This is a genomic window from Wolbachia endosymbiont of Tuta absoluta (assembly GCF_059414725.1).
This window is the reverse complement of record NZ_JBNRJY010000435.1, coordinates 1-20,171: the sequence shown is the minus strand read 5'-3', so window position 1 is coordinate 20,171 and position 20,171 is coordinate 1. Positions and strand designations below refer to the sequence as shown.

16 protein-coding genes, 1 tRNA gene and 2 pseudogenes are annotated in these 20,171 nt (G+C 34.3%); 14 read left to right on the top strand and 5 right to left on the bottom strand.

Translation table 11 applies throughout. The features are described 5' to 3' along the window. A pseudogene (locus ACJ5GX_RS04680) lies at nt 1–255 on the top strand (UDP-N-acetylmuramoyl-L-alanyl-D-glutamate--2,6-diaminopimelate ligase); the annotation flags it as partial. A gap of 358 nt (nt 256–613) precedes the next feature. Here the strand turns inward: ACJ5GX_RS04680 and miaA are convergent. Continuing rightward, entirely contained in the window at nt 614–1,507 is an 894-nt protein-coding gene (gene miaA, locus ACJ5GX_RS04675) for a tRNA (adenosine(37)-N6)-dimethylallyltransferase MiaA (protein ID WP_019236354.1), read from the bottom strand. 75 nt (nt 1,508–1,582) lie between these two features. On the opposite strand from miaA, the gene ACJ5GX_RS04670 reads away from it, so the two are divergent. From ACJ5GX_RS04670 to ACJ5GX_RS04650, 5 genes are all read left to right on the top strand, one after another. Continuing rightward, entirely contained in the window at nt 1,583–2,053 is a 471-nt protein-coding gene (locus ACJ5GX_RS04670; RefSeq protein WP_495292752.1) for a hypothetical protein, read from the top strand. Nucleotides 2,054–2,192: 139 nt separating this feature from the next. Further along, nucleotides 2,193–2,780 (top strand): L-threonylcarbamoyladenylate synthase, encoded by a 588-nt coding sequence (locus ACJ5GX_RS04665; RefSeq protein WP_007302717.1) that lies wholly within the window; start codon nt 2,193–2,195, stop codon nt 2,778–2,780. A 17-nt stretch (nt 2,781–2,797) separates the two neighbouring features. Next, nucleotides 2,798–3,649, top strand: coding sequence for a DNA polymerase III delta subunit-related protein (locus tag ACJ5GX_RS04660; protein ID WP_007302718.1), 852 nt, complete (start codon nt 2,798–2,800; stop codon nt 3,647–3,649). A gap of 36 nt (nt 3,650–3,685) precedes the next feature. Further along, nucleotides 3,686–4,480, top strand: a complete 795-nt coding sequence (locus ACJ5GX_RS04655; RefSeq protein WP_019078583.1) for a hypothetical protein — start codon at nt 3,686–3,688, stop codon at nt 4,478–4,480. A 29-nt stretch (nt 4,481–4,509) separates the two neighbouring features. Continuing rightward, on the top strand, nt 4,510–5,160 hold the full coding sequence (locus tag ACJ5GX_RS04650) for a VirB8/TrbF family protein (RefSeq protein WP_007302720.1): 651 nt from the start codon (nt 4,510–4,512) through the stop codon (nt 5,158–5,160). 14 nt (nt 5,161–5,174) lie between these two features. Here ACJ5GX_RS04650 and ACJ5GX_RS04645 read toward each other — a convergent pair whose 3' ends face one another. Beyond that, complete coding sequence (locus ACJ5GX_RS04645; RefSeq protein ID WP_372436128.1) at nt 5,175–6,674, bottom strand: proton-conducting transporter transmembrane domain-containing protein; 1,500 nt, start codon at nt 6,672–6,674, stop codon at nt 5,175–5,177. 335 nt (nt 6,675–7,009) lie between these two features. Then, nucleotides 7,010–8,452, bottom strand: coding sequence for a replicative DNA helicase (locus ACJ5GX_RS04640; protein ID WP_007302722.1), 1,443 nt, complete (start codon nt 8,450–8,452; stop codon nt 7,010–7,012). A gap of 102 nt (nt 8,453–8,554) precedes the next feature. Between ACJ5GX_RS04640 and ACJ5GX_RS04635 the strand changes: the two genes are divergently transcribed. The 5 genes from ACJ5GX_RS04635 to ACJ5GX_RS04615 all read left to right on the top strand — a co-directional run bounded on the left by ACJ5GX_RS04635 (nt 8,555) and on the right by ACJ5GX_RS04615 (nt 14,548). Continuing rightward, a tRNA-Leu gene (locus tag ACJ5GX_RS04635) sits at nt 8,555–8,637 on the top strand. Between the two features lie 22 nt (nt 8,638–8,659). Then, entirely contained in the window at nt 8,660–9,262 is a 603-nt protein-coding gene (locus tag ACJ5GX_RS04630; RefSeq protein ID WP_007302723.1) for an RDD family protein, read from the top strand. A 91-nt stretch (nt 9,263–9,353) separates the two neighbouring features. Beyond that, nucleotides 9,354–11,855 carry a lipase family protein gene (locus ACJ5GX_RS04625; RefSeq protein ID WP_019236352.1) on the top strand — a complete coding sequence of 834 codons (2,502 nt, stop codon included), beginning with the start codon at nt 9,354–9,356 and terminating at the stop codon, nt 11,853–11,855. A gap of 104 nt (nt 11,856–11,959) precedes the next feature. Next, the gene (locus ACJ5GX_RS04620; RefSeq protein WP_052264764.1) at nt 11,960–13,279 is read left to right on the top strand and encodes a dihydroorotase; all 1,320 of its coding nucleotides are present in this window, start codon (nt 11,960–11,962) and stop codon (nt 13,277–13,279) included. Nucleotides 13,280–13,363: 84 nt separating this feature from the next. After that, nucleotides 13,364–14,548 (top strand): ribonuclease D, encoded by a 1,185-nt coding sequence (locus ACJ5GX_RS04615; protein WP_052264765.1) that lies wholly within the window; start codon nt 13,364–13,366, stop codon nt 14,546–14,548. On the opposite strand, the gene coaE is transcribed toward ACJ5GX_RS04615, so the two are convergent. Beyond that, a complete protein-coding gene (gene coaE / locus ACJ5GX_RS04610; RefSeq protein ID WP_007302729.1) occupies nt 14,538–15,116 on the bottom strand; it encodes a dephospho-CoA kinase in 579 nt (192 codons plus the stop codon). The two genes, ACJ5GX_RS04615 and coaE, sit on opposite strands and share 11 nt — an antisense overlap. A gap of 135 nt (nt 15,117–15,251) precedes the next feature. Here coaE and ACJ5GX_RS04605 point away from each other — a divergent pair, with 135 nt between their 5' ends. The 3 genes from ACJ5GX_RS04605 (at nt 15,252) to metG (ending at nt 19,309) form a co-directional block, all read left to right on the top strand. After that, nucleotides 15,252–16,655 carry an NAD(P)H-dependent flavin oxidoreductase gene (locus ACJ5GX_RS04605; RefSeq protein WP_052264766.1) on the top strand — a complete coding sequence of 468 codons (1,404 nt, stop codon included), beginning with the start codon at nt 15,252–15,254 and terminating at the stop codon, nt 16,653–16,655. An 83-nt stretch (nt 16,656–16,738) separates the two neighbouring features. Beyond that, nucleotides 16,739–17,653 (top strand): hypothetical protein, encoded by a 915-nt coding sequence (locus ACJ5GX_RS04600; RefSeq protein WP_096097170.1) that lies wholly within the window; start codon nt 16,739–16,741, stop codon nt 17,651–17,653. A gap of 126 nt (nt 17,654–17,779) precedes the next feature. Continuing rightward, nucleotides 17,780–19,309 (top strand): methionine--tRNA ligase, encoded by a 1,530-nt coding sequence (gene metG, locus ACJ5GX_RS04595; protein ID WP_052264938.1) that lies wholly within the window; start codon nt 17,780–17,782, stop codon nt 19,307–19,309. On the opposite strand, the pseudogene ACJ5GX_RS04590 reads toward metG, so the two are convergent. Continuing rightward, nucleotides 19,306–20,171, bottom strand: a pseudogene (locus ACJ5GX_RS04590) (hypothetical protein); the annotation flags it as partial. The gene metG and the pseudogene ACJ5GX_RS04590 sit on opposite strands and share 4 nt — an antisense overlap.

Genomic DNA, 20,171 nt, shown 5'->3' with positions numbered 1-20,171 from the left:
GATCCGGGGAAAATTCGTCACGATATTTTGTTACATTGCCCTGATGCACTGGAGATAGGAGATAGAAAAAAAGCTATAGAGAAAGGTATAAATATAGCACATGATGAAAATATGATTCTGCTAGTTGCAGGAAAAGGACATGAAAGATTCCAAATAATAGAAGGCCAATCCCTTGAATTTAGTGATGTTGAAGTTATTAGAGAGGGCCAAAAATTTGCTACTGCTGTTTTGCTCTCTCCTTCATCCAACGCCTGAATGGCTTTTTTCCTTAAGTCATAACTGTACGCTGCTGGCATTTTTACCTTCTTGTTACACTAAATCACTATCTTATCTTGTTCCTACTATTATGAGAAGAGCTATACAAGGATATGAAAGTGGAGATTGTGGTTACAAGATTAGTGAGAGAATATAGAAAAATTTAGGATGAAATATTGCGTGATATAGTTCATTTAGTGATAAAGGCTCTTACAGGTATAGTAGCGCTTCATAAGTAAGAATATTTTTACAAAGAATTTAATAATCACAATTTAGGCAATGATGAAAGTTCTTTAAGAAAAAAGTTTAATACTATCAAGAAAAGTTTGCATAGGCATAGCAATATAATACATAATAATCAAAATATTCCAAATTCTGTCAATTTATTTGCACAGTCAATCACTTGAGAATTCGGAAATTGATTTTTAAACCAAGTGTACTGGCGTTTTGCATAATGCCTTGTGTTTGTTTGAGCAATCTGTATTGCTTCGTCTAAAGTAATCTCCCCTTTTAAGTATCTTATAATTTCTGGTACTCCATGTGCTTTCATAGCTGGCAAATGTGGAGATGGGTTCATGCTAAGTAGGTTTTTTACTTCATCAATTGCTCCATTTTCAACCATTTCAATAAAACGAGAATTTATTTTTCGGTATATATCCTCACGTTTAGGTAGAATTGTATATACCTTAAAATTATTGAACAAAGGAGGCTGTCTATTTTCTTGCCATACAAAGATTGTCTTGCCAGTTTCAGTGATAACTTCAAGTGCTCTTGAGAGGCGATGTGAGTCATTAATAAATATTTTACCTTGAATCCTTGGATCTTTGCTTAGCACTAATTTGTAGAATTCCTCTTTACTTAAATTTTTTCTAAGTTCATTTACGTTTTCTCTCACTTCCTGGCTTATTTGTGGAATCGATGATAATCCCTTGATTAAGCTGCTAATGTAAAGCCCACTTCCTCCAGTGATGATCGGTATTCGTGAATTTTTCAGCGCGTTGTTAACTTCCCTATTTAAATCCTCTATCCATAAACCTACGGAATAATTTTCTCTTGCTGAAACATAACCGTATAGCCTATAAAATTCTTTCTGCTTTGGTGGTTGAGCAGTAATTACGGGAATCTCTTTGTATACCTGCTTTGAGTCACAGTTTATTATGCTAATGTTTTTATGCTTTTTTATCAAGTTATCGCATAATTCTGATTTACCTGAGGCTGTAATTCCTGTAATAATTACTATATTATCTTTCATTTATATTAATTTAACTAACCTATGATAGGGTGTAGTAAAAATTTGGATTCTACAATCTAAAATTTGGAGACTTTTATGGCAGAAAATGATAACGATAACTCGTTTACTAAGCGTTTTACAAATAGGACTTCTAATGAGACAAGAGGAGGTTTTTCCAGTAAGTATTCATCTCAAAATACCAAAGAACATGCACTAGGAGCAAAAGGAAAAATTTCTGAATTGGCAAACAAAAAAGCTGAAGCCAAGGAAGCTTTTTCTGAAAGTGGCGGCATAAAGAGTAAAAGCAGAACTATCAATGAAAGATCCTTTGCTGATGCAACAAGAAGAAGTAGATCAGATCTCATATATCTAGTTCGTGGTAAAGATCGAGGAAGATCAGCTTGGCACTATGTATTAGTTGATAAAGATAAAAGAGAAATGTTTCTGGCAAAAGGTAGAACTGGCTCTATAGATGTTGCAGATTATGGAGAGATTTTATATTCAGGATGGGGAGATGATCCACCACAGACGATAGTCGATAAAATCAATGAGGAGTTCGGATTGTAGTAAATCTGTTTTAAAAACGAGCAGTTTCTAATAAAATTTACCGTAAGTATACAACAGTATCCATTTCGGTATCTTAATTGCTACCATATAGCGAGATAACTGTAAACCCAGAGCTATTGTAGACATAAGTTTTAGCTATATGGTATTTGAAGTAATAAATGCAATAAAAAATAATTTGTTAGCATGCTTTCCAACAGAGACAGTATATGCTCTTGCTTGTAATGCGCTAGGTAAAGAATCTATAGAAAAAATATACCGGATAAAGAAGCGTTCTCAAAACAAGCCACTCTCTATATTTGTTAGTGATGTTGATAGTTTGACAAATATAGCAAAGGTAAAAGAAGAATATATCAATTTAATAAACTACTTTTCTCCTGGACCAATGACCTATATTTTACCACTTCAAGATAACAGTATATTACCAAATGAGTTCTTTAAAGATAGTATAGGCATAAGAATTCCTGATCATCCTATTGCGATTTCAATATTAAATGAACTGAAAACTCCAGTAGTTGCAACTAGTATTAACATTTCAGGAGAAAAAAGTATATGCAAAGCAAGAGATATACCTCAGTCTATTAAGCAACACTTATCTGCAGTAATTGAAGATGATGAATTAGTTTCTGGTATAGAATCTACTATTATTGACTTAACTGGAGACAAGATTAAGGTTTTAAGAAAAGGTAAAATTTCATTACAAACAATAAATAACGAATTTTCAAACTAAGATCTATAGGAGAAAGAATGAAAAAGGTGATAGGCCACAACCAAGCAAAAAAAAAGATAATGAACAACTTGTCTGTTCAATCTTGGCTGATCTGTGGTAAAAAAGGCATAGGAAAAGCAACACTTGCACAATCCTTTTCTAATTGGTTTCTTATCAAAAATTACGATGAAGTAGCATTAGACTTACACATTGTTGAAGGTGATACAATAGGAGTGGAAAAGGTGAGAGAAATGAAAAATTTTCTGTACCTAAGCCCCATTCAATCAGAATATAAGATAGCTATAATAGATAGCTTGGAGGCAATGACTAGCAATGCTAAAAATGCAATATTAAAGATATTAGAGGAGCCGCCACAAAATTCTAAAATACTTATAATTAGCCATAAACTATATGATATACAAACCACCATCCGGTGTAGGTGCTTTCAGCTGAATTTACTTCCGTTAACTTACGATGAAACAAAGCAGGTTGTTTCATCTCAGTGTAAATTCGACGATAAAATATTTAGTGAGATCATTACTTTGTTTCCCGGAACTCCGGGAGTAATAATAAATGCAATAAACAGTGGTGCTTATGAGTCACATAAGCATTTTTATACATTTTTCCGTAATCTAAATAATTCTGATATAGTTAATAAAATAATTAATAGTGAAATTGAGCTAGAACTAGCATCACATATCATTCAAACCTCCATTTTAGAAAGTATAAAGAAAGAAGTAAATAATGTTGAAATTTTGCTAAGTCAATGGAAAGAAATAGATGAACTTTTCGTTGCTGCAAAGCAATTTCGCTTAGATAAAAAGCATGTTTTAGCTAATGTAGTTAACATCATGACACAAAAATATAATACTTTTAACATAAATTCATGATAAAATCCTGATAATTTAATACTTAAAGTATATAGTTTGACTGATAATAAATTAACTTTATGGCAATCAATAGAAGTTTTAACAAAAACCATATTGAACATGCAGAAAGAATTGAGTTTACTCAAGAATACAGCTTTAGACCAAGACGTCACTTTAGAAAAAGGGAAGGAGCTGTCAAGTGGTATCTATGAAGCAAATTTTAAGCTCAATAAGGCAATCAATATAGCTACTTTGCCAAAAATTGGCCATCGCATGCTCAGTGGCGAGTTAGTCATACTTAATCATATTACGAAAGAAGAAGTAAAGATTCCTAGAGATTTTCATTATCTTAAAGTTATTAAACTCAATCATGATGACTATAAACTAACGTTTTGTAATTTTTTAGGTAATGAGTTTTTTGAATATAAAAAGTATGATCCACAATATTCTGATCTTTCAGATGAATATAAATTCGTGGATTTTGGTAGTGTAAAAAAGACTAATAATCTAAAATTTAAGGAGTATGTTGGTCATGCACCTAAATTTTTTGCTGTAGAAGGTCTTATTGAGCCTGGATCTGAAAACCATGTAATTGATCTATTTGAGCTAGTCAGAGAAGGTAAAGGCAGAAAAGTGGGAACCCTTGCTGATGAATTTGGTTATTTTGATGATCAAAATAAATTACACTACTATAATTATCACAAAAGTGCAGAAAGTAATACTTATGATCCTGAAAGCTTCAGTGTAAAAATGATAAATTTAGATGTGAAGAAAATTGATAAATTTCATCTTATTGCAGAACAAGGTGATATAATCATTCATACTATTTTGGAAAATTTAGACATATTTTAAAGTTTTTTTAGAGTTATTATAATTAGGTTATGGAAGTTGAATCAGTAAAAAACAAAAGTTATTTCAGGAAAGCAGTAGAATGGTATTGCCACAGATACCTGTTCTGCGTTGTAGAAAGATCTTGGATGGCGTTAATAACGTTACTTCTCTTAGTATGTTTATTTTTATCATTACTAAACATATACCTATTACTTCCTGTTAAAAAAGATTTAAATTTTGTGAAGTACACGAACCACACAGAAGATGAGTTTTCTACAATACATAAACTTAGTTTTAGTAAAAAAGAAGATGAATACACTTCCATAGCAAGGTACTTGGTAAGTCAATACGTCGAAGCATACGAGTCCTCTCAGATCGTTGAATCAAAGTATCAAGAAAATTTTATAAAAAACAATTCTATATATAAAATCTATCAAGACTTTCAGGAAAAAGTAAACAATGAAGCTGTTTCATCCACAAAAAAAATTACCAACATAAACGTAACAACACTATCTATTGACCGATCGATCAAGGACTTAGTTAAATTTGCTGGAAATGCCACTGTACTTTTTGCAGCTGAGCAAAATAAGAAAATGAAAGACTATGCTGTGGAGGTTAGCTTTACTTTATCAAACATGAAAGCAACTCTAACTGGTATAATACCATTTAAATTTATTGTTAACGGCTATAAATACAGCTGATTACATTTAAAAAATTACTTGGTAGCTAAAAAAATAACTAAAGTGCATACAGCAGTAACAACTGGAGGTAAAATTAGAAGCATTGGTGTCTTTTTAATAAAATAATTTCTAGAAGGTTTTAAGAAAAAGGCATTGTAAATTATCGGTAAGAAGTATAGAGCGTTGAGTATAGTACTGACAATTAACACCAGAGCTACAAATACAGAAAGTGTTACATTACTAGAGTTAAAAACAGCTTGAAAAATGAAAAATTTGCTCCAAAAAGTCGGAGCAGGTGGTACCCCTATCATGGACAATGCACCTATAGTAAATGCTATCATACTAATTGGCATACTACGTCCTATACCGTGAATTCTATCTATGTATTTCTCACCTGTTTTCGTTATTATTGCTCCAGCAGTGAAAAATAAAGTGATTTTTGCAAATGCGTGGCAAACTAATTGAAAAATTGCAATCCTCATGCTAAATTCACTAAAAATTGAAGCGAACAATATAATATATGACAACTGAGAGATAGTAGAATAAGCAAGCAATTTCTTTAATTCCTTTTGCTTTAATGCAATTAACGATGCAGTAATAATAGTAAATCCAGCAGCGTACGGAAGCCATCCTCCAGCAAACCAACTTTGCTGTGCAAAACGTTGCATATTATCGATGCCAAAAGTGTATAATATAACTTTGATGATGATGAACACTCCTGATTTCACAACAGCAACAGCATGTAGTAGTGCGCTTACAGGAGTTGGTGCAACCATTGCTTTTGGCAACCAAAAATGCATTGGCATTAATGCAGCTTTTCCTATTCCATAAATCAGCATAGCAAAACACACTGCAATAAAAGTTATGAACGAAGTATCAAACTTGAATATTCCACCTCTTACAAAGTCTAAAGTATGGAATTCATTATATAAGAGACCTATTGCAGGAAAAAATAACACTAAAGAAGAGAAAAATAGTAAACCAAAGTAATAGCGTCCTGCAATTACTGATTCATTTGTTGAGTTGTGAGTAATCAGAGGGTATGTACTAATAGTTAGAAGCTCGTAAAAGACAAATGTAGTGAGCAAATCTCCAGAAAAAGCAATAAACATTGCACAGCTAATCGCTATTGAAAAAAAGCATAGAAAACTCGAGTAGTTACTATCAGCATAGTTATTTCGCATATAACATATTGCATATATACTGGTTAGTACCCACAAAAATGATATTAATAAACTGAATATTGCTCCACTAGACTCTAACTTTAAACTAATATGCAAATTATTACCAAAGTCCATGAGAATAAATTGAGAATGATCACCATACACCAAATATAAAGTGCATAGAGATGTATACGCAAATAGAAGCATAGAAGAAACAACAGTAATGCTATTGTTCACTCTGGGCCATTTACTAGTAAAAGAAATAGCTAATGCACTTAAAAGTGGGATCAACGCAGTAATTAACAAATAATTCTCAGTAATAAAAAGTGGCAAGGAAAGAGATATTAAAACAAAATCCATTAAGTAATTCATCTTTCTGTTTAGGTAAAGCTAAAATTATATTCAAGTTACAGAGAATTTGCTATTTTTTAGTTGTATATCGGAAGTGTTAAATAAACCATACGCATCAAGTTAAGAAAAAGTGGCGTAAGGAAGAAAGGAAATAAGAAAAAACTATTTTATATATTAAGTAATAAGGTTAGTAATTTATAGATCTTTCTAAAAAATCATCTTATCCTAGATAAGAATTTCCTAAAAAAATAAATGTAACAAATAAAATGCCAATCTTAAATATTGCTATGTTTCACGATAGCTTCTTAATTTGGCACGTATGGTTTGTTAAACACTTCCAGAATTACTCAAAACCGCTACAGACTATATCTTTCTGTATAATCTTTAAATGCACCTCTATTGGAGTCAAAATGTAGCTTCACACTGCCAATTGGCCCGTTTCTTTGTTTTGCAATGATCAGCTCTGCAATATTTCTAATTTTCTCCATTTTCTCTTGCCACTCTCGATGTTTATTACTTCCTTCATTTGGTTGCTTTCTTAATTCATAATATTCTTCTCTATAGAGGAACATTACTATATCTGCATCCTGCTCTATGCTTCCTGAATCACGTAAATCAGAAAGTTGTGGTTTTTTATCATCCCTTTGCTCAACAGAACGAGAGAGCTGTGATAGTGCAACAATGGGAATATTTAGTTCCTTTGCAATTGCTTTTAAACCCTGCGTCACTTCTGAGATTTCTTGCACTCTATTTTCACTACTCCTTTTTGTTGTTCCTCGAATTAATTGCAGATAATCTATAAATACCACCTCTACATTGTATAGTTGATATAGCAGTCGTATTCTGGTACGAAGGGCACTAATTGATAGAGCAGGAGTATCGTCTATTATGAAAGGTAATTCTGATAGATCTGTACTAGCATTAATGAATTCATGTAATTCAAAATCACTAATTCTCCCAGTCAGTGCCTTATAATAACCAATGCCTGAATCTATAGTAATCAATCTTGCGGTTAATTGCTCTGCTGACATTTCAAGTGAGAAAAAAGCTACGTAGTGTTGTTTATCTGTTCTTTTTTGCAAAATCTTACAAGCGTTAAGTGCGATGTTCAGTGCCAATGCTGTCTTTCCCATTGAGGGCCTTGCAGCTATAATTAACAGATCAGATTTCTGCAAACCACCAAGAAGCTGGTTTAGATCTTGAAGTCCGGTTGTAATACCTAGAGCCTCTGGGTTATTCTTCAGCTTGCTAATCTTCTCAACCACATCTTTAATTGAACTTGCAAGCTTTATGTATGTTTTCTCACCTTGCTTTTTTACTGCTAAATTGAACAATTTTGTCATTGCTTGCTCAATTTGTACCTGTGCAGGATTTTCGATGTCATAGTTATAACTATCGTCAATTGTCTCTTGTCCGAGCTTGATTAAGCATCTTCTTAAATAAGTATCACGGATTATTCTGGTCAAGCTATAGATATCAAGAGCAATACTTGCCTTCGCTGCAAGCTTTGCTAGGTACTCAACTCCACCACATTCGGCAAATGCTTTATCATTTTCAAAAAACATCTTAAGGCTTAGTTCATTGGCAACTATGCCGTGTTTTCTGGTTTTAGATATCTGGGTAAAAATGCTTTGATGTAGTGGATCGTAGAAATTGTCTGCTGCAATTATATCTTCAACTGCATCACAAATTCTATTATCACGAATCATTGCACCAATGAGCATTTGCTCTGCTTCTAAATTATGTGGCAATTTACATATTTCTTCTCTTGAATTAATAAGGTTAACTAATTCATTCATTTTAAGTTTTTAGAGTAATGATTGATTATTGTAGAATATTCAATCTCGACTTAAAAGAGAAAAAATTTGACTAATCCTGTGTTGCTTATAGCATTAAAATAGGCCCCTGTGGTGGAATGGTAGACACGGCAGACTCAAAATCTGTTGCTTGCAAGAGCATGCTGGTTCAAGTCCGGCCAGGGGCACTCAAACATTGGAAAGTGCTTTATGTTACACAAGTTTTTTAATCGTTCATTTGCCATTCTTTCTTCTATAAATGCTATTCAAAGGATAAAGAAAGATGAAAATGGAATATGTTACGTAACGGGACTTAGACGCTATTTGTCAGTGCTGCTTGATTTAATCATCATCGTTTTATTTTTACAGTTTTGCGGTCAGGCCTTAAATCAACTCTTTATGAGCTCGGAGAGCAGTAAAATATTAGGCCAAATTGCTGCAAAATATCAAATGCAGGTGCCACTATCTGCAGAGGAAACAGCAATGCAGAGTAAACTAATAAAGTTACTAGTTCTAAATCAGATAGTTCAATTTATTATGCTTTTTAGTTATGTAGCATATATGTGGATAAGATTTGGCGCTACACCTGGAAAATTCTTACTTGGACTTAGAGTTGTGAATGCACAAACTTTTGAAAAATTGACTCTGAAACAAGCAACAAAGAGGTTTTTTTCCTTCATATTGTCAACTGCACCATTATTCTTGGGTTTCATATGGGCAAGTTTCGATAAACGCTGCCAAACTTGGCACGATAAGATTGCAAATACAGCAGTTGTCACAAACAAAAGTCTTAAGTGTGATAAAATGAACTAAATTCGTTTAAAATAAGAAAATTTTAATAGTTTTATTGATAAATTTGATCAAATGCTTAATTAATGATATACTAAAATAGTAGGTAAAAAATATGCCAAGTATTACTCATGATCAAAGTATGGATTCTATTAGCGATAGTATTGTACATATTGATGATAATGAAATAAAAGAATGCGTAATTGAGGCACTAGAACCATTTAAGAACGAATTAGAAGCTCAAAGTTTTGACCTTAATGGGCTAGGAACTTCTGACCTAGTTAAAGCATGGAAGAAGATAGAAGATTTTAAAGGTGCTGAGTTAAAGGATGCTTCTGACCTTGCTGATCTGATAAAAGGGCAAATTGCAGAATTTGATGAAGAAAAATTATGGAAAATGTGTACCTTTAGCAAAATTTCCTATGGTGATGTGGATAGAAAATTAGAGAAAGGTAAATACAAAACTAAAAGGAAGTTTGAAGAAGAAGGTTATCAGATTATAAGATTTTACGATAATGAACTTATTGAAGATAAATATTGCTCAGATGTTGATTATAAATTAGAGCAACACGATGTTGGCTATGCTTTAACTGGTAAAAATTCATATAATCGAGATGCTGGTTATATTTTTATTAAAGATAACGAAGTAGATATAGCTTACCATGGCACTCGTGATTTAAATGATGTGAAGGAAGATCTGCGTGCTTCTTTAACTAAGTTGCCATTTTTGTCTGGAGATAATTATGTTCACTCTGGTTTTTACTCTCTATTCAAACGTTCTTGGCCCAGCGTACATAAAATATTACAAGGGCATGCTAATGATAAAGGATTAGCAATCAAAGATTTAAAAATCAATGTTACAGGCCATAGCATGGGAGGTGCTCTTGCTAGTATAACTGCTTTATGTCTTAATAAAACAGAAGGTGCTGAAGATGTTCATGTTGCAACTTTTGGCTCTCCAAGAGTGTTCTACAATGGTGCTGCTGAAGTTTACAATGAGTGTCTTGGACATAATACTATTAGAGTAGCTTGTCAATCAGATCCGGTACCATGTTTGCCACATGGTAATGCTGGTATGCACTATAAACATGTAGGTAAACCATTAAAATTAGAAACAGGTAAAACTCTGGAGTATTTAGAACTACACTATCATAAAATCGATACCTATTATAACCTTATTGAGAAAATAGAGCAGGAAAAATTTAAATCGGATAGCGAAGCATCTAAGTATCGTCATATTGCTTATATTTGTGGCCTATTTTACCATGCAGTTTTGTCATATGTTGATGTGGATGATAAGGAATTCTTTGAAGAAGTCAGAGAAGAAAATGAAGGCATTAAGCTTTCTGAGATACCAATTCAACGTGCTCCAAATTTAGAAGAGGAATTTAGACAAGGAAAACAAAAAGTAGCTCAGCTTACTAATGAAAAAATTCAACTAGAGGGAAGGTTAAATAGTATACAACAAAGTTTGGTTGGAAAAACTAAAGAGTTAGATGATGAAAAAGGAAAATTAACACAAGAACAACAGAAGACTAATCAACTCAATGATCAAGTAGATAAACTTACTGCAGAATTTAAAGGGACAAAAGATCAGCTTGCAGAAAACAAAGCAGAGTTGGATGAGCAAATTAGCAAAGTAACTAGGCTTAACGGTACTGTAGAAAAACTTGAAGAAACAAATGCTGGATTAGAAAGAAAGAATAGTAATCTGACTAATCAACTGAAGAAGCTTGAGAAAGCAAAAACTAAGCTAGAAGAAAAGGTAGAATGTGCAGAAAAAGAGCTAAAGGATGCTAGAGCTCAATTCAGAGAGAGTGAGGGAGGGCTAAGGGAAGTAAAAGCTCAACTTGAACAGGAAAATAGTAATTTGTCTAGTCAAGCAAGGGAGCTTGAAAGGAAATGTGAGCAAACAGAAGTTCAACTTGTAGCATCAAAGCAAAAATTAGCTGAAGAAACTAGTAAAGTCATGCAACTTAGCAAAGAATCTAATGAAGCAAGAGCTCAGCTTGAAAAGAAGAAAAAAGAGATTGGAAGGCTAAAAGATCAAGTAGATCAAATGACTATACAAAACAATCAATTGGAAGGGCGGCTGGATGATGCAAAGCAAGGTCTAATTGATAAAACTGATGAAGTAACCCGATTAACACAGGTTGCTGATACGCTAAATGGTCGGGTAGCTCAATTGACTACACAAAATGATCAGTTGGAAGGGCAGCTGAATGATGCAAGACAATCGTTCGCTGATCAAATAATGCAACGCGAAAATGAAAATAACGACTTAAAGACAAAGCTGCAAGAAATTGAAAACAAAAGTGAAGTACTAGAGAAGAGTCTACAGAAGCAATTTGAAAGCAAGAATGAAGAGCTAAGTGAAAAATTCTTGAAAGCAAGAACTTACAGTAAAAGGCAAGGTAATTATGCTTCTGTTTCTTTTGTATTATCTGGAGCACTTGCTGTTGGTACAAGTCTAACAATGGTTCATTTAGCAATGTGTGTTTCGCTTGCTGTAGCTGCATTAACTTTTCTTGCAGTAGGATGTTACTGTTCTTATAACGCAAATACCGCACTTAATAACGTTGAAATCGAAAATGGTAGTTATAGAATAGCTGCTTGAGTATTAATTTAAATATTCTTTATTGCTAGTTTTATATCATCACTTTAATTTGGTTGTATTTTACTAAAAAAACTTTAGATTTATTTTATAATCGATACTCAAATATGATTTGGAATTTATTGCAGACAGGGCAAAAGGAAGGCTATAAAATTGCGTATACCAATGCTCGTATTATTGACCCGGAAACTAAACTTGATATAAAAGGTTCATTATTGACTGAAGGGGGTAAAATTGTTGATTTTGGCGAATCATTATTTTCAACAAGTGGAGTTGATGAAATAATAGACTGTAAAGGGCTTGTTCTAATGCCAGGCCTTATTGACATTCACGTACATTTTCGTGAACCAGGTCAAGAGCATAAAGAAACTATACATACAGGCAGCAAATCTGCAGCTGCAGGGGGCGTTACAACTGTAGTTTGTCAGCCAAACACTGTTCCAGCGATTGATAGTGTTGTCTTGGCTCAGTATTTGAAATATAGAGCATTTGAAACTTCGCATGTGAATGTGGAATTTTACGCTAAAATCACCACTTCGGAAGAAAAATTAACTGAAATGGCACTCTTAAAGGAAGCAGGTGCAGTTGGGTTCACCGATGATGGTATGCCAGTTATGAATCCAATGATTATGAGACAGGCACTGCTTTATTCAAGTATGCTTGGTGTTCCTATTGCTCAACACGCAGAGGATTTGAATCTATCTGCTGGTGGCGTAATTAACGAGGGTAAGATTTCTGAAGAATTGGGAGTAAAGGGAATCTTGAGTGCATCGGAATCGGTTATGGTAACTCGTGATATACTGCTAATGAAGAACATAGAAAATGTACACTACCATATTTTACATGTCTCTTCAAAAGATTCACTTGATGCTATTAAACGTGCAAAAGATTTGGGGTTAAATGTTACATGTGAAGTAACTCCTCATCACTTTACTTTAACTGAAGATATAGTAAAGCAACATGGAGCAATCGCAAAAATGAATCCGCCACTTCGTACAGAGGAAGATCGTTTAGCTATGATTGAAGGTTTAAAGACAGGTGTGATTGATTGTATTGCAACCGATCATGCTCCGCATGATCTTAGTTCTAAAGATTTGCCACTTGAAAATGCTGCATTTGGTATTGTTGGCCTTGAAACAATGCTGCCCATTTCACTTGAACTATATCACAGTGGACAAATGGGTCTACTTGATGTGCTTGCAAAATTGACATATAAGCCTGCAGATATCATACATGTGCCACGTGGCCGCATACAGAAAAACCTTGCAGCGGACTTAATTTTAGTTGATTTGGATCATGAATGGAAAATTAAAGTTGACAACTTTGCTAGTAAATCAAAAAATTCCCCTTTCGATGGACGCAAAGTGAAAGGGCGCGTAATACGTACCGTTGTGTCTGGCAAAACTGTATATTTACAGAAGGATTAGTTATCATACAGTTGCGTTCTCAATTTCAATCAATTGTAAATATTCAATATAAGTGGTAAAATATAGCCACTGAATAAAAAATATATGCTAATTAGTACGACATCGGAGCTGGAGAATGCATGTGAAGAATTGATGGCAAAAGATCCAAAATTTATAGCAGTGGACACAGAGTTTATTAGAAACAATTTAACCTACTATCCTAGATTATCACTAATTCAAATTTCTTACGGAGAGAAGAGTTTTATTGTAGATGTGTTAGTACCGGGAATTGACTTATCGCTTATTAAGAAAATAATGCTGAATCGAGAAATAACCAAAGTTTTTCATAGTTGTCGGCAAGACATAGAATCCTTACTCACCGTGCTTAAATGTGTTCCTACTCCCATTTTTGATACCCAAGTTGCTGCTATGTTTTGTCATTATTATCACGACTTTATTGGTTATTCAAAAGTAGTAGAGCAATATCAGGGGGTAGCGCTGGATAAAATTAAAGCTAAAAATTCAGACTGGTTAAAACGGCCATTATCTGAGGATCAATTAGATTATGCAGTAAATGACGTGATACACCTATATGACCTACACCAAATATTGTGCAATAAACTTGAAGAAAATAATAGGATAGGCTGGTTTCAAGAAGAGATGGAATCAATAGTTGATGTTAATAAGTATTTGCATAATCCAAAAGATGCATGGAAGAGGATTAAATTTAATTATGAAGCAAATCCAAGGTTGATGTTAACTGTTAAAGCAGTTAGTGAGTGGCAAGAGACCTTAGCACAGCGTTACAATATAAATCGTAATAAGGTAGTCAATAATGCTGTAATAATTGGTCTTATTGAAAAAAATGTGGAGCGTATTGACGAGGTTTTAGATGACCTTAAGAGAAACACAAAAAATATAAAAGAGGAAGATTTATTAGAATTTATGAATATTTTCAATGAGAATGAGAAGGAGTTTGTGCAGCAAAATTATACTCTGTCGGATAATTATGATAAATCTGTCTTTGATATACTCTCGATTATTTTAGAGAGCAAATGTAAGGAAAATAACATATCGAGAAAGTTAGTTTCGTCAAAAGATGAGTTAGCTGGATCAATATCTGGGAAGATAGATAAATTGTTCAAGGGATGGAGATATGATTTTTTCGGCAGATCAGTAGAATCGTTTTTGAATGCAGGCTCAAGGTTTGAAATTTTAATGGTAAAATCTGCTGATAGTACAGCTAAAATTCGGAGTAATCTTGTGGAGAATAACCGTATCACGTGTTGAGGTCTAACGAGTTTATTATATCTTTCACTTGAGAAAGAACATTTGCGCTGGTATCGATGATAAAGTCGCTCATTTGCTTTTTTTCTTCAATAGGGAGCTGAATACTAGACATTAGATCCAGCTTTTTTTTATCCATATTACGCTCACTAATCCTTTGAGCTTGCACAACGCTATCTGCATGGATAAAAACAATAAAATCGCAATACAAATGGAATCTCGTTTCCAGCAGGAGTGGAATGTCTAGAACTAGAAGTTTTCTGTTGTTTTCTTTCTCATGAGCAATAAAAAATTCTAATTCATTTTGCACAGCGGAATGTACTAAAGACTGGAATTGCTTCCAATTTTCATCATGTGCTAAAAAATATTTAGACAATACTGTTCTATCAATTTTTCCATTTACTACTACCCCAGGAAATTTTTCTTCTGCATAACTTATTATGTTTTTGTCCACTTTATAAAGCTGGTGTACGACAGAGTCAGCATCAAACAAAGCGGCACCAAATTCTTTAAAGCAATTGGCTACAAAGCTCTTTCCGACTGCAATTCCACCTGTTAGACCTATTATCATATATCAAAGACTTCTTAAAAAGAATATGTGTCGTAGCTGTTATGTCTACTTAAAACTGAATTTGTGTGCATTAAAAGAAAAGCTATTATTTTTTTAGCAATCAAGTAAAATAGAGTGAAAGATTAAGAGGAAATTTTGAAAAATAAGATAAAAAAGATAGCAATTTCAGGGAAGGAAGTATGGCCAATCATCGAGGGCGGCAAAGGCATTGCAGTCAGTGATGGAAGGTCAAGTGGAGCATTTGCTGCAGCAGATGCTGTTGGTACGTTTTCTGGTGCAAATGCTAAACTTATTGATGACAATGGTGAGTTGGTGCCGCTGATTTATAGAGGTAAAACAAGAAATGAAAAGCATGAGGAATTAATTAAGTATAGTATTGAGGCTGGAGTTAGTCAAGCAAAAATAGCGAATGAAATATCAAAGGGCCGTGGAAGAATACATATGAATGTGCTTTGGGAAATGGGAGCAGCAGAACAAGTCCTTCATGGCATATTAGAAAAAGCAAAAGGTTTAGTTCATGGCATCACTTGCGGTGCTGGTATGCCTTACAGGCTTGGAGAAATTGCAGCTAAATATCAAGTTTATTACTACCCTATTATCTCATCGGCGCGCGCTTTTAAAGCGTTGTGGAAACGTGCTTACCAAAAAATATCTTCTTTTTTACTTGGTGGAGTAGTATATGAGGATCCGTGGCTTGCTGGTGGTCACAATGGACTCAGTAATAGTGAAGACCCAGAATTACCGCAGGCTCCATTTGAAAGAGTTGCAGAGCTTAGATCTTTCATGAATGAGGTCGGTCTTTCTGAAACGCCAATTGTTATGGCGGGGGGAGTGTGGAATTTGAAGGATTGGGAACATTGGTTTGACAATTTACAAATCGGACCAATAGCTTTTCAGTTTGGCACTCGTCCACTTTTAACAAAAGAAAGTCCGATTTCTACAGAATGGAAAAAGAAGTTACTTACTTTAGAAGAAGGTGATGTATTTTTAAACAAATTTAGTCCAACAGGATTTTACTCATCTGCAGTAAGAAATAGCTTCATATATGAGCTACAGGAACGAAATTCACGTCAAATGAAATTTTCAGAAAATGTGAGTGGAGAGTTTAATAATGAATTTGCAATGGGTAGCAGAGGTAGAAAGATTTACCTCACTGCAAAAGACAAAGAGCTAGCAAATGCATGGATTAAAGCAGGGTATACAGAGGTAATGAAAACTCCAGATACAACTGTTATTTTTGTGACGCCAGGCAAATTTGCGGAAATAAGACAAGATCAAATTAATTGCATGGGATGTTTGAGCCATTGTCTGTTTAGCAATTGGAAAGATCATGGTGACCATTCAACAGGGCGAAAGCCAGATCCACGGAGTTTCTGTATACAAAAGACACTGCAAAACATTGTACATGACGGCAATGTTGAAAATGAACTCATGTTTTCTGGGCACAATGTGTACAAATTTAAGCAAGACCCATTTTATAAAAATGGTTGCATACCGACAGTAAAAGAATTGGTAGATAGAATATTGGTTGGTTTATGACTAACTTGACAAGAAGACATTATTCTATATAATTTATAGTAATAATTGTTTATTAATTTAATCTTAATTTGAGGGGAATATCTATGCGCGATAGTGTTTTAAAAAGGTACGCACTTGCCTATATAAAAGAAAATGGCAGTGATAAGAATGTTCAAGAATTTTTACGTTCTCGTGGTATGCAAAATATTGAGAACTGGAGTGATAAAAATTTTGAAAATGCGTATAAGGAATTTAGGCGCTATAACCCAACTAATGAACACAATATAGGAAGTGATCGACGTGATAGTAGGCAACAACCTACAAGCCCTCAGGTTACACACGTACATGTACACAATAATAGAGGTTTAGATTTTTGGGATTATTTACTACTTAGCAACCTGTTTAGTGGTCATACTACAGTGATAAATAACCTTGGTTCCGGTAGCAGTAACCAGCCATGCAGAGAAGATAAGAAAAAAGACGCAGAAGACAACAGGAAATTATTAGCTTTAGGGATAGTAGCTGTAGTTACGTGTGTTGCTTTCCATGCTTTAATGTGTGTTTGGTACAACAGCAGCGAAAAAACGGCTAGAAAATCAGAAAAGGTAGATTACCTGGATAATAAACTTAAAATGTTCAGAAATATAGAATTTGCAGTTGGTGCAATTTCTTTAGCAGCTTTGGTAGGTTGCGCTATTAACCCAGTCTTACCAGTTTGGGGTTTAGTCATTCTTGGTATTAATTCTCTTGTATGTTTTGCTGGTGGTGTGGCTTTTCATATGAAACATGAGAAAGAGTCAGAAAATATTAAGAAGGCTGAAGAAGCGGTAATTAACTATCATAAATCAGAACCTGGATATGATTTGGGAGATTCTTCTAATCTTGAACCACCACCTCCTTACTCTCCTCAAGATCCTAATACTGCTTCAAGTGCTCCTTCTTATGATGGCACACCTGGGTATGCATTTGGTGATCCTAATGCGACACAACAGTTTGGAGGTTGTGCTGCTAAACCATAAGTTACTAATCGAGAATACCGCTGCAACGCGCAGCGGTATAATGGATTTTCAGATTGCTTGTCTGGTAGGATATGTATTGATTTTTATTACTAGTGCAGATACGATAAAGCTTTAAACTAGTACAAAATGGAGCAATTTGAGAGCTTTTACATCACTACGCCAATATATTACGTAAACGACAAGCCACATATCGGCCACGCATATACTTCCCTTATCTGTGATGTTACAGCTAGATTTATGAAATTAGCTGGAAAGAACGTCAAATTTACTACTGGTACAGATGAACATGGACAAAAAATTGAAAAAGCAGCTAAAACAAAGGGAATAGAGCCAAAAGAATTTACAGATGAAATAAGTGTTACGTTCAGAAAATTAGCTGAGCTAATGAACTTTAATTCTGATGATTTTATCCGCACCACAGAAGAACGTCATGAACAAGCAGTTATAGCTCTATGGAATAGGCTTGAAGAGAGAGGGCAAATATATCTGGATTCTTACTCAGGTTGGTATTCAGTTCGTGACGAAGCGTTTTATCAGGAATCAGAGTTGATAGATGGCAGAGCACCAACAGGCGCTGAAGTTCAGTGGATAAAAGAAGAGAGCTACTTTTTTCGTTTGTCAAGTTGGCAAAATAAATTACTAGAGTTATACGAAAATCATCCGAATTTCATCTTTCCTGAGAGCAGAAAAAACGAGGTGGTATCGTTTGTAAAATCAGGACTTACTAACCTTTCGATTTCTCGTACTAGTTTTAATTGGGGAATAAAAGTACCAGGGAATGACAAGCACGTAATTTATGTTTGGATAGATGCGCTCACTAACTATCTCACGTCAATAGGCTTTCCTAATATAGAAGATGAGGAATATAAGAAGTTTTGGACAAACTCCTTCAACATTCATGTGATCGGTAAAGACATATTGCGTTTTCACGCTGTATACTGGCCAGCTATTCTTCTTGCAGCAGATTTACCACTGCCAAAGCAAATTGCAGTTCATGGTTGGTGGCTAAACGAGGGGGAAAAAATATCCAAATCCCTTGGTAACGTTATAGATCCAATTAATCTTGCAGAAGAGTTTGGTGTTGATCAACTACGCTATTTTCTCCTTCGGGAAGCAAGTTTCGGTCAAGATGGTAATTTCAGTAAGAAGAACATGATCAGCCGCATAAACTCAGAGCTGGCAAACAATATAGGCAATTTAGTGCAAAGAACAATTTCATTTCTGCACAAGCAATGCTTTGGAGTTGTACCAGTGGTCGATCGCAATTTGCTTAAAGATGATGAGAGTTTACAAAATTGCAAAGCCATAATTGATCAAGTAATGGATCATCTATCAAAGTATGAATTTAACCAGATTATACTCCTGATTATCAATATCTCTTCCAAGGCCAATGCTTACATAGATAAAAGTGCACCCTGGACACTCAGTAAAACCGATAGAGAGCGCATGAATTTAGTGATTTATAAATTACTCGAATATATCAGAATAATTGGTATTTTATTGCAGCCAATTGTTCCAAAGTCAGCAGAAATAATACTTGACCAATTACAGACTCCAAAAGAACAACGTGATTTAAAATCTCTGTGCAACGCATGTGTAAGCTTAGGTGTTACATTACCTAAGCCTACGCCGATTTTTTTGAGGTTTGATATTTAAAGAACCCTTAGTAAACCAGGCTGAATTGGTCGTTGTGTAGTTAATTTGCTTAGTTCAACAGAATCAACAAAGGTACCTTGCTGTTTTGATGTGTTTATACCGTTGTCTACTTTGGAAGAAATGACTTTATTTTTGTTTTGATCAAGCTGCTTTATGATCTCGGCTACAGGAGGATTTGATGAATCTTCTACCTCACCTGGTTTTGTTGAAGAAGAAGCTGAATATGGATAATTATCCCTATTCTTCATTTTCTCTTGTTTTATATTATCACACTGAAAAGACATAGAATCTTGGGATGTATCCCACTCTTCATCATCAGATACATTACTACTATTGCTCAATAAATTATTACTAGGGCTATTTAGTAATGGATTTTCACTGGACATTATATTCTTTAATACTATTGGTAAGTTTAGCGGTTTTACGGGTTTCTTTAGCTCTTTATTGAACGTTTTCTTTGGTTCTGTAGGTAATCCTTCAAAACTATCAAGAGAATCATCTTGTGCGTCTAAGGAATCTAGCTGTTCATATTGACAATACATTTTCTTTCTTCGTCCTAGAACTGTTCTTTTCAAACGATCATTCATATAATCTCCTTGTTGCATACTCTCGCTATTGCTTGACTTCTTTGCTTCCTGTTCTTTTAACCTCTTCTTCTCAATCTCGTCACGCTTTTCCTTGCTCATGAGGTTTTTTCCTTGTTTTATTTCTGCAAACAAAGCATCAATTGCAGGCCCAGAAGGGAAATTATTCCCTAAAGATGGAGGAGGAGGTGGCGGTACAATGGGTGTTTCAGGTATTACTGGAAATGATGGTGTAGGAGTATTGCTGTGTTCAAGTCCTTTTGCTTTCTGTAAATCTT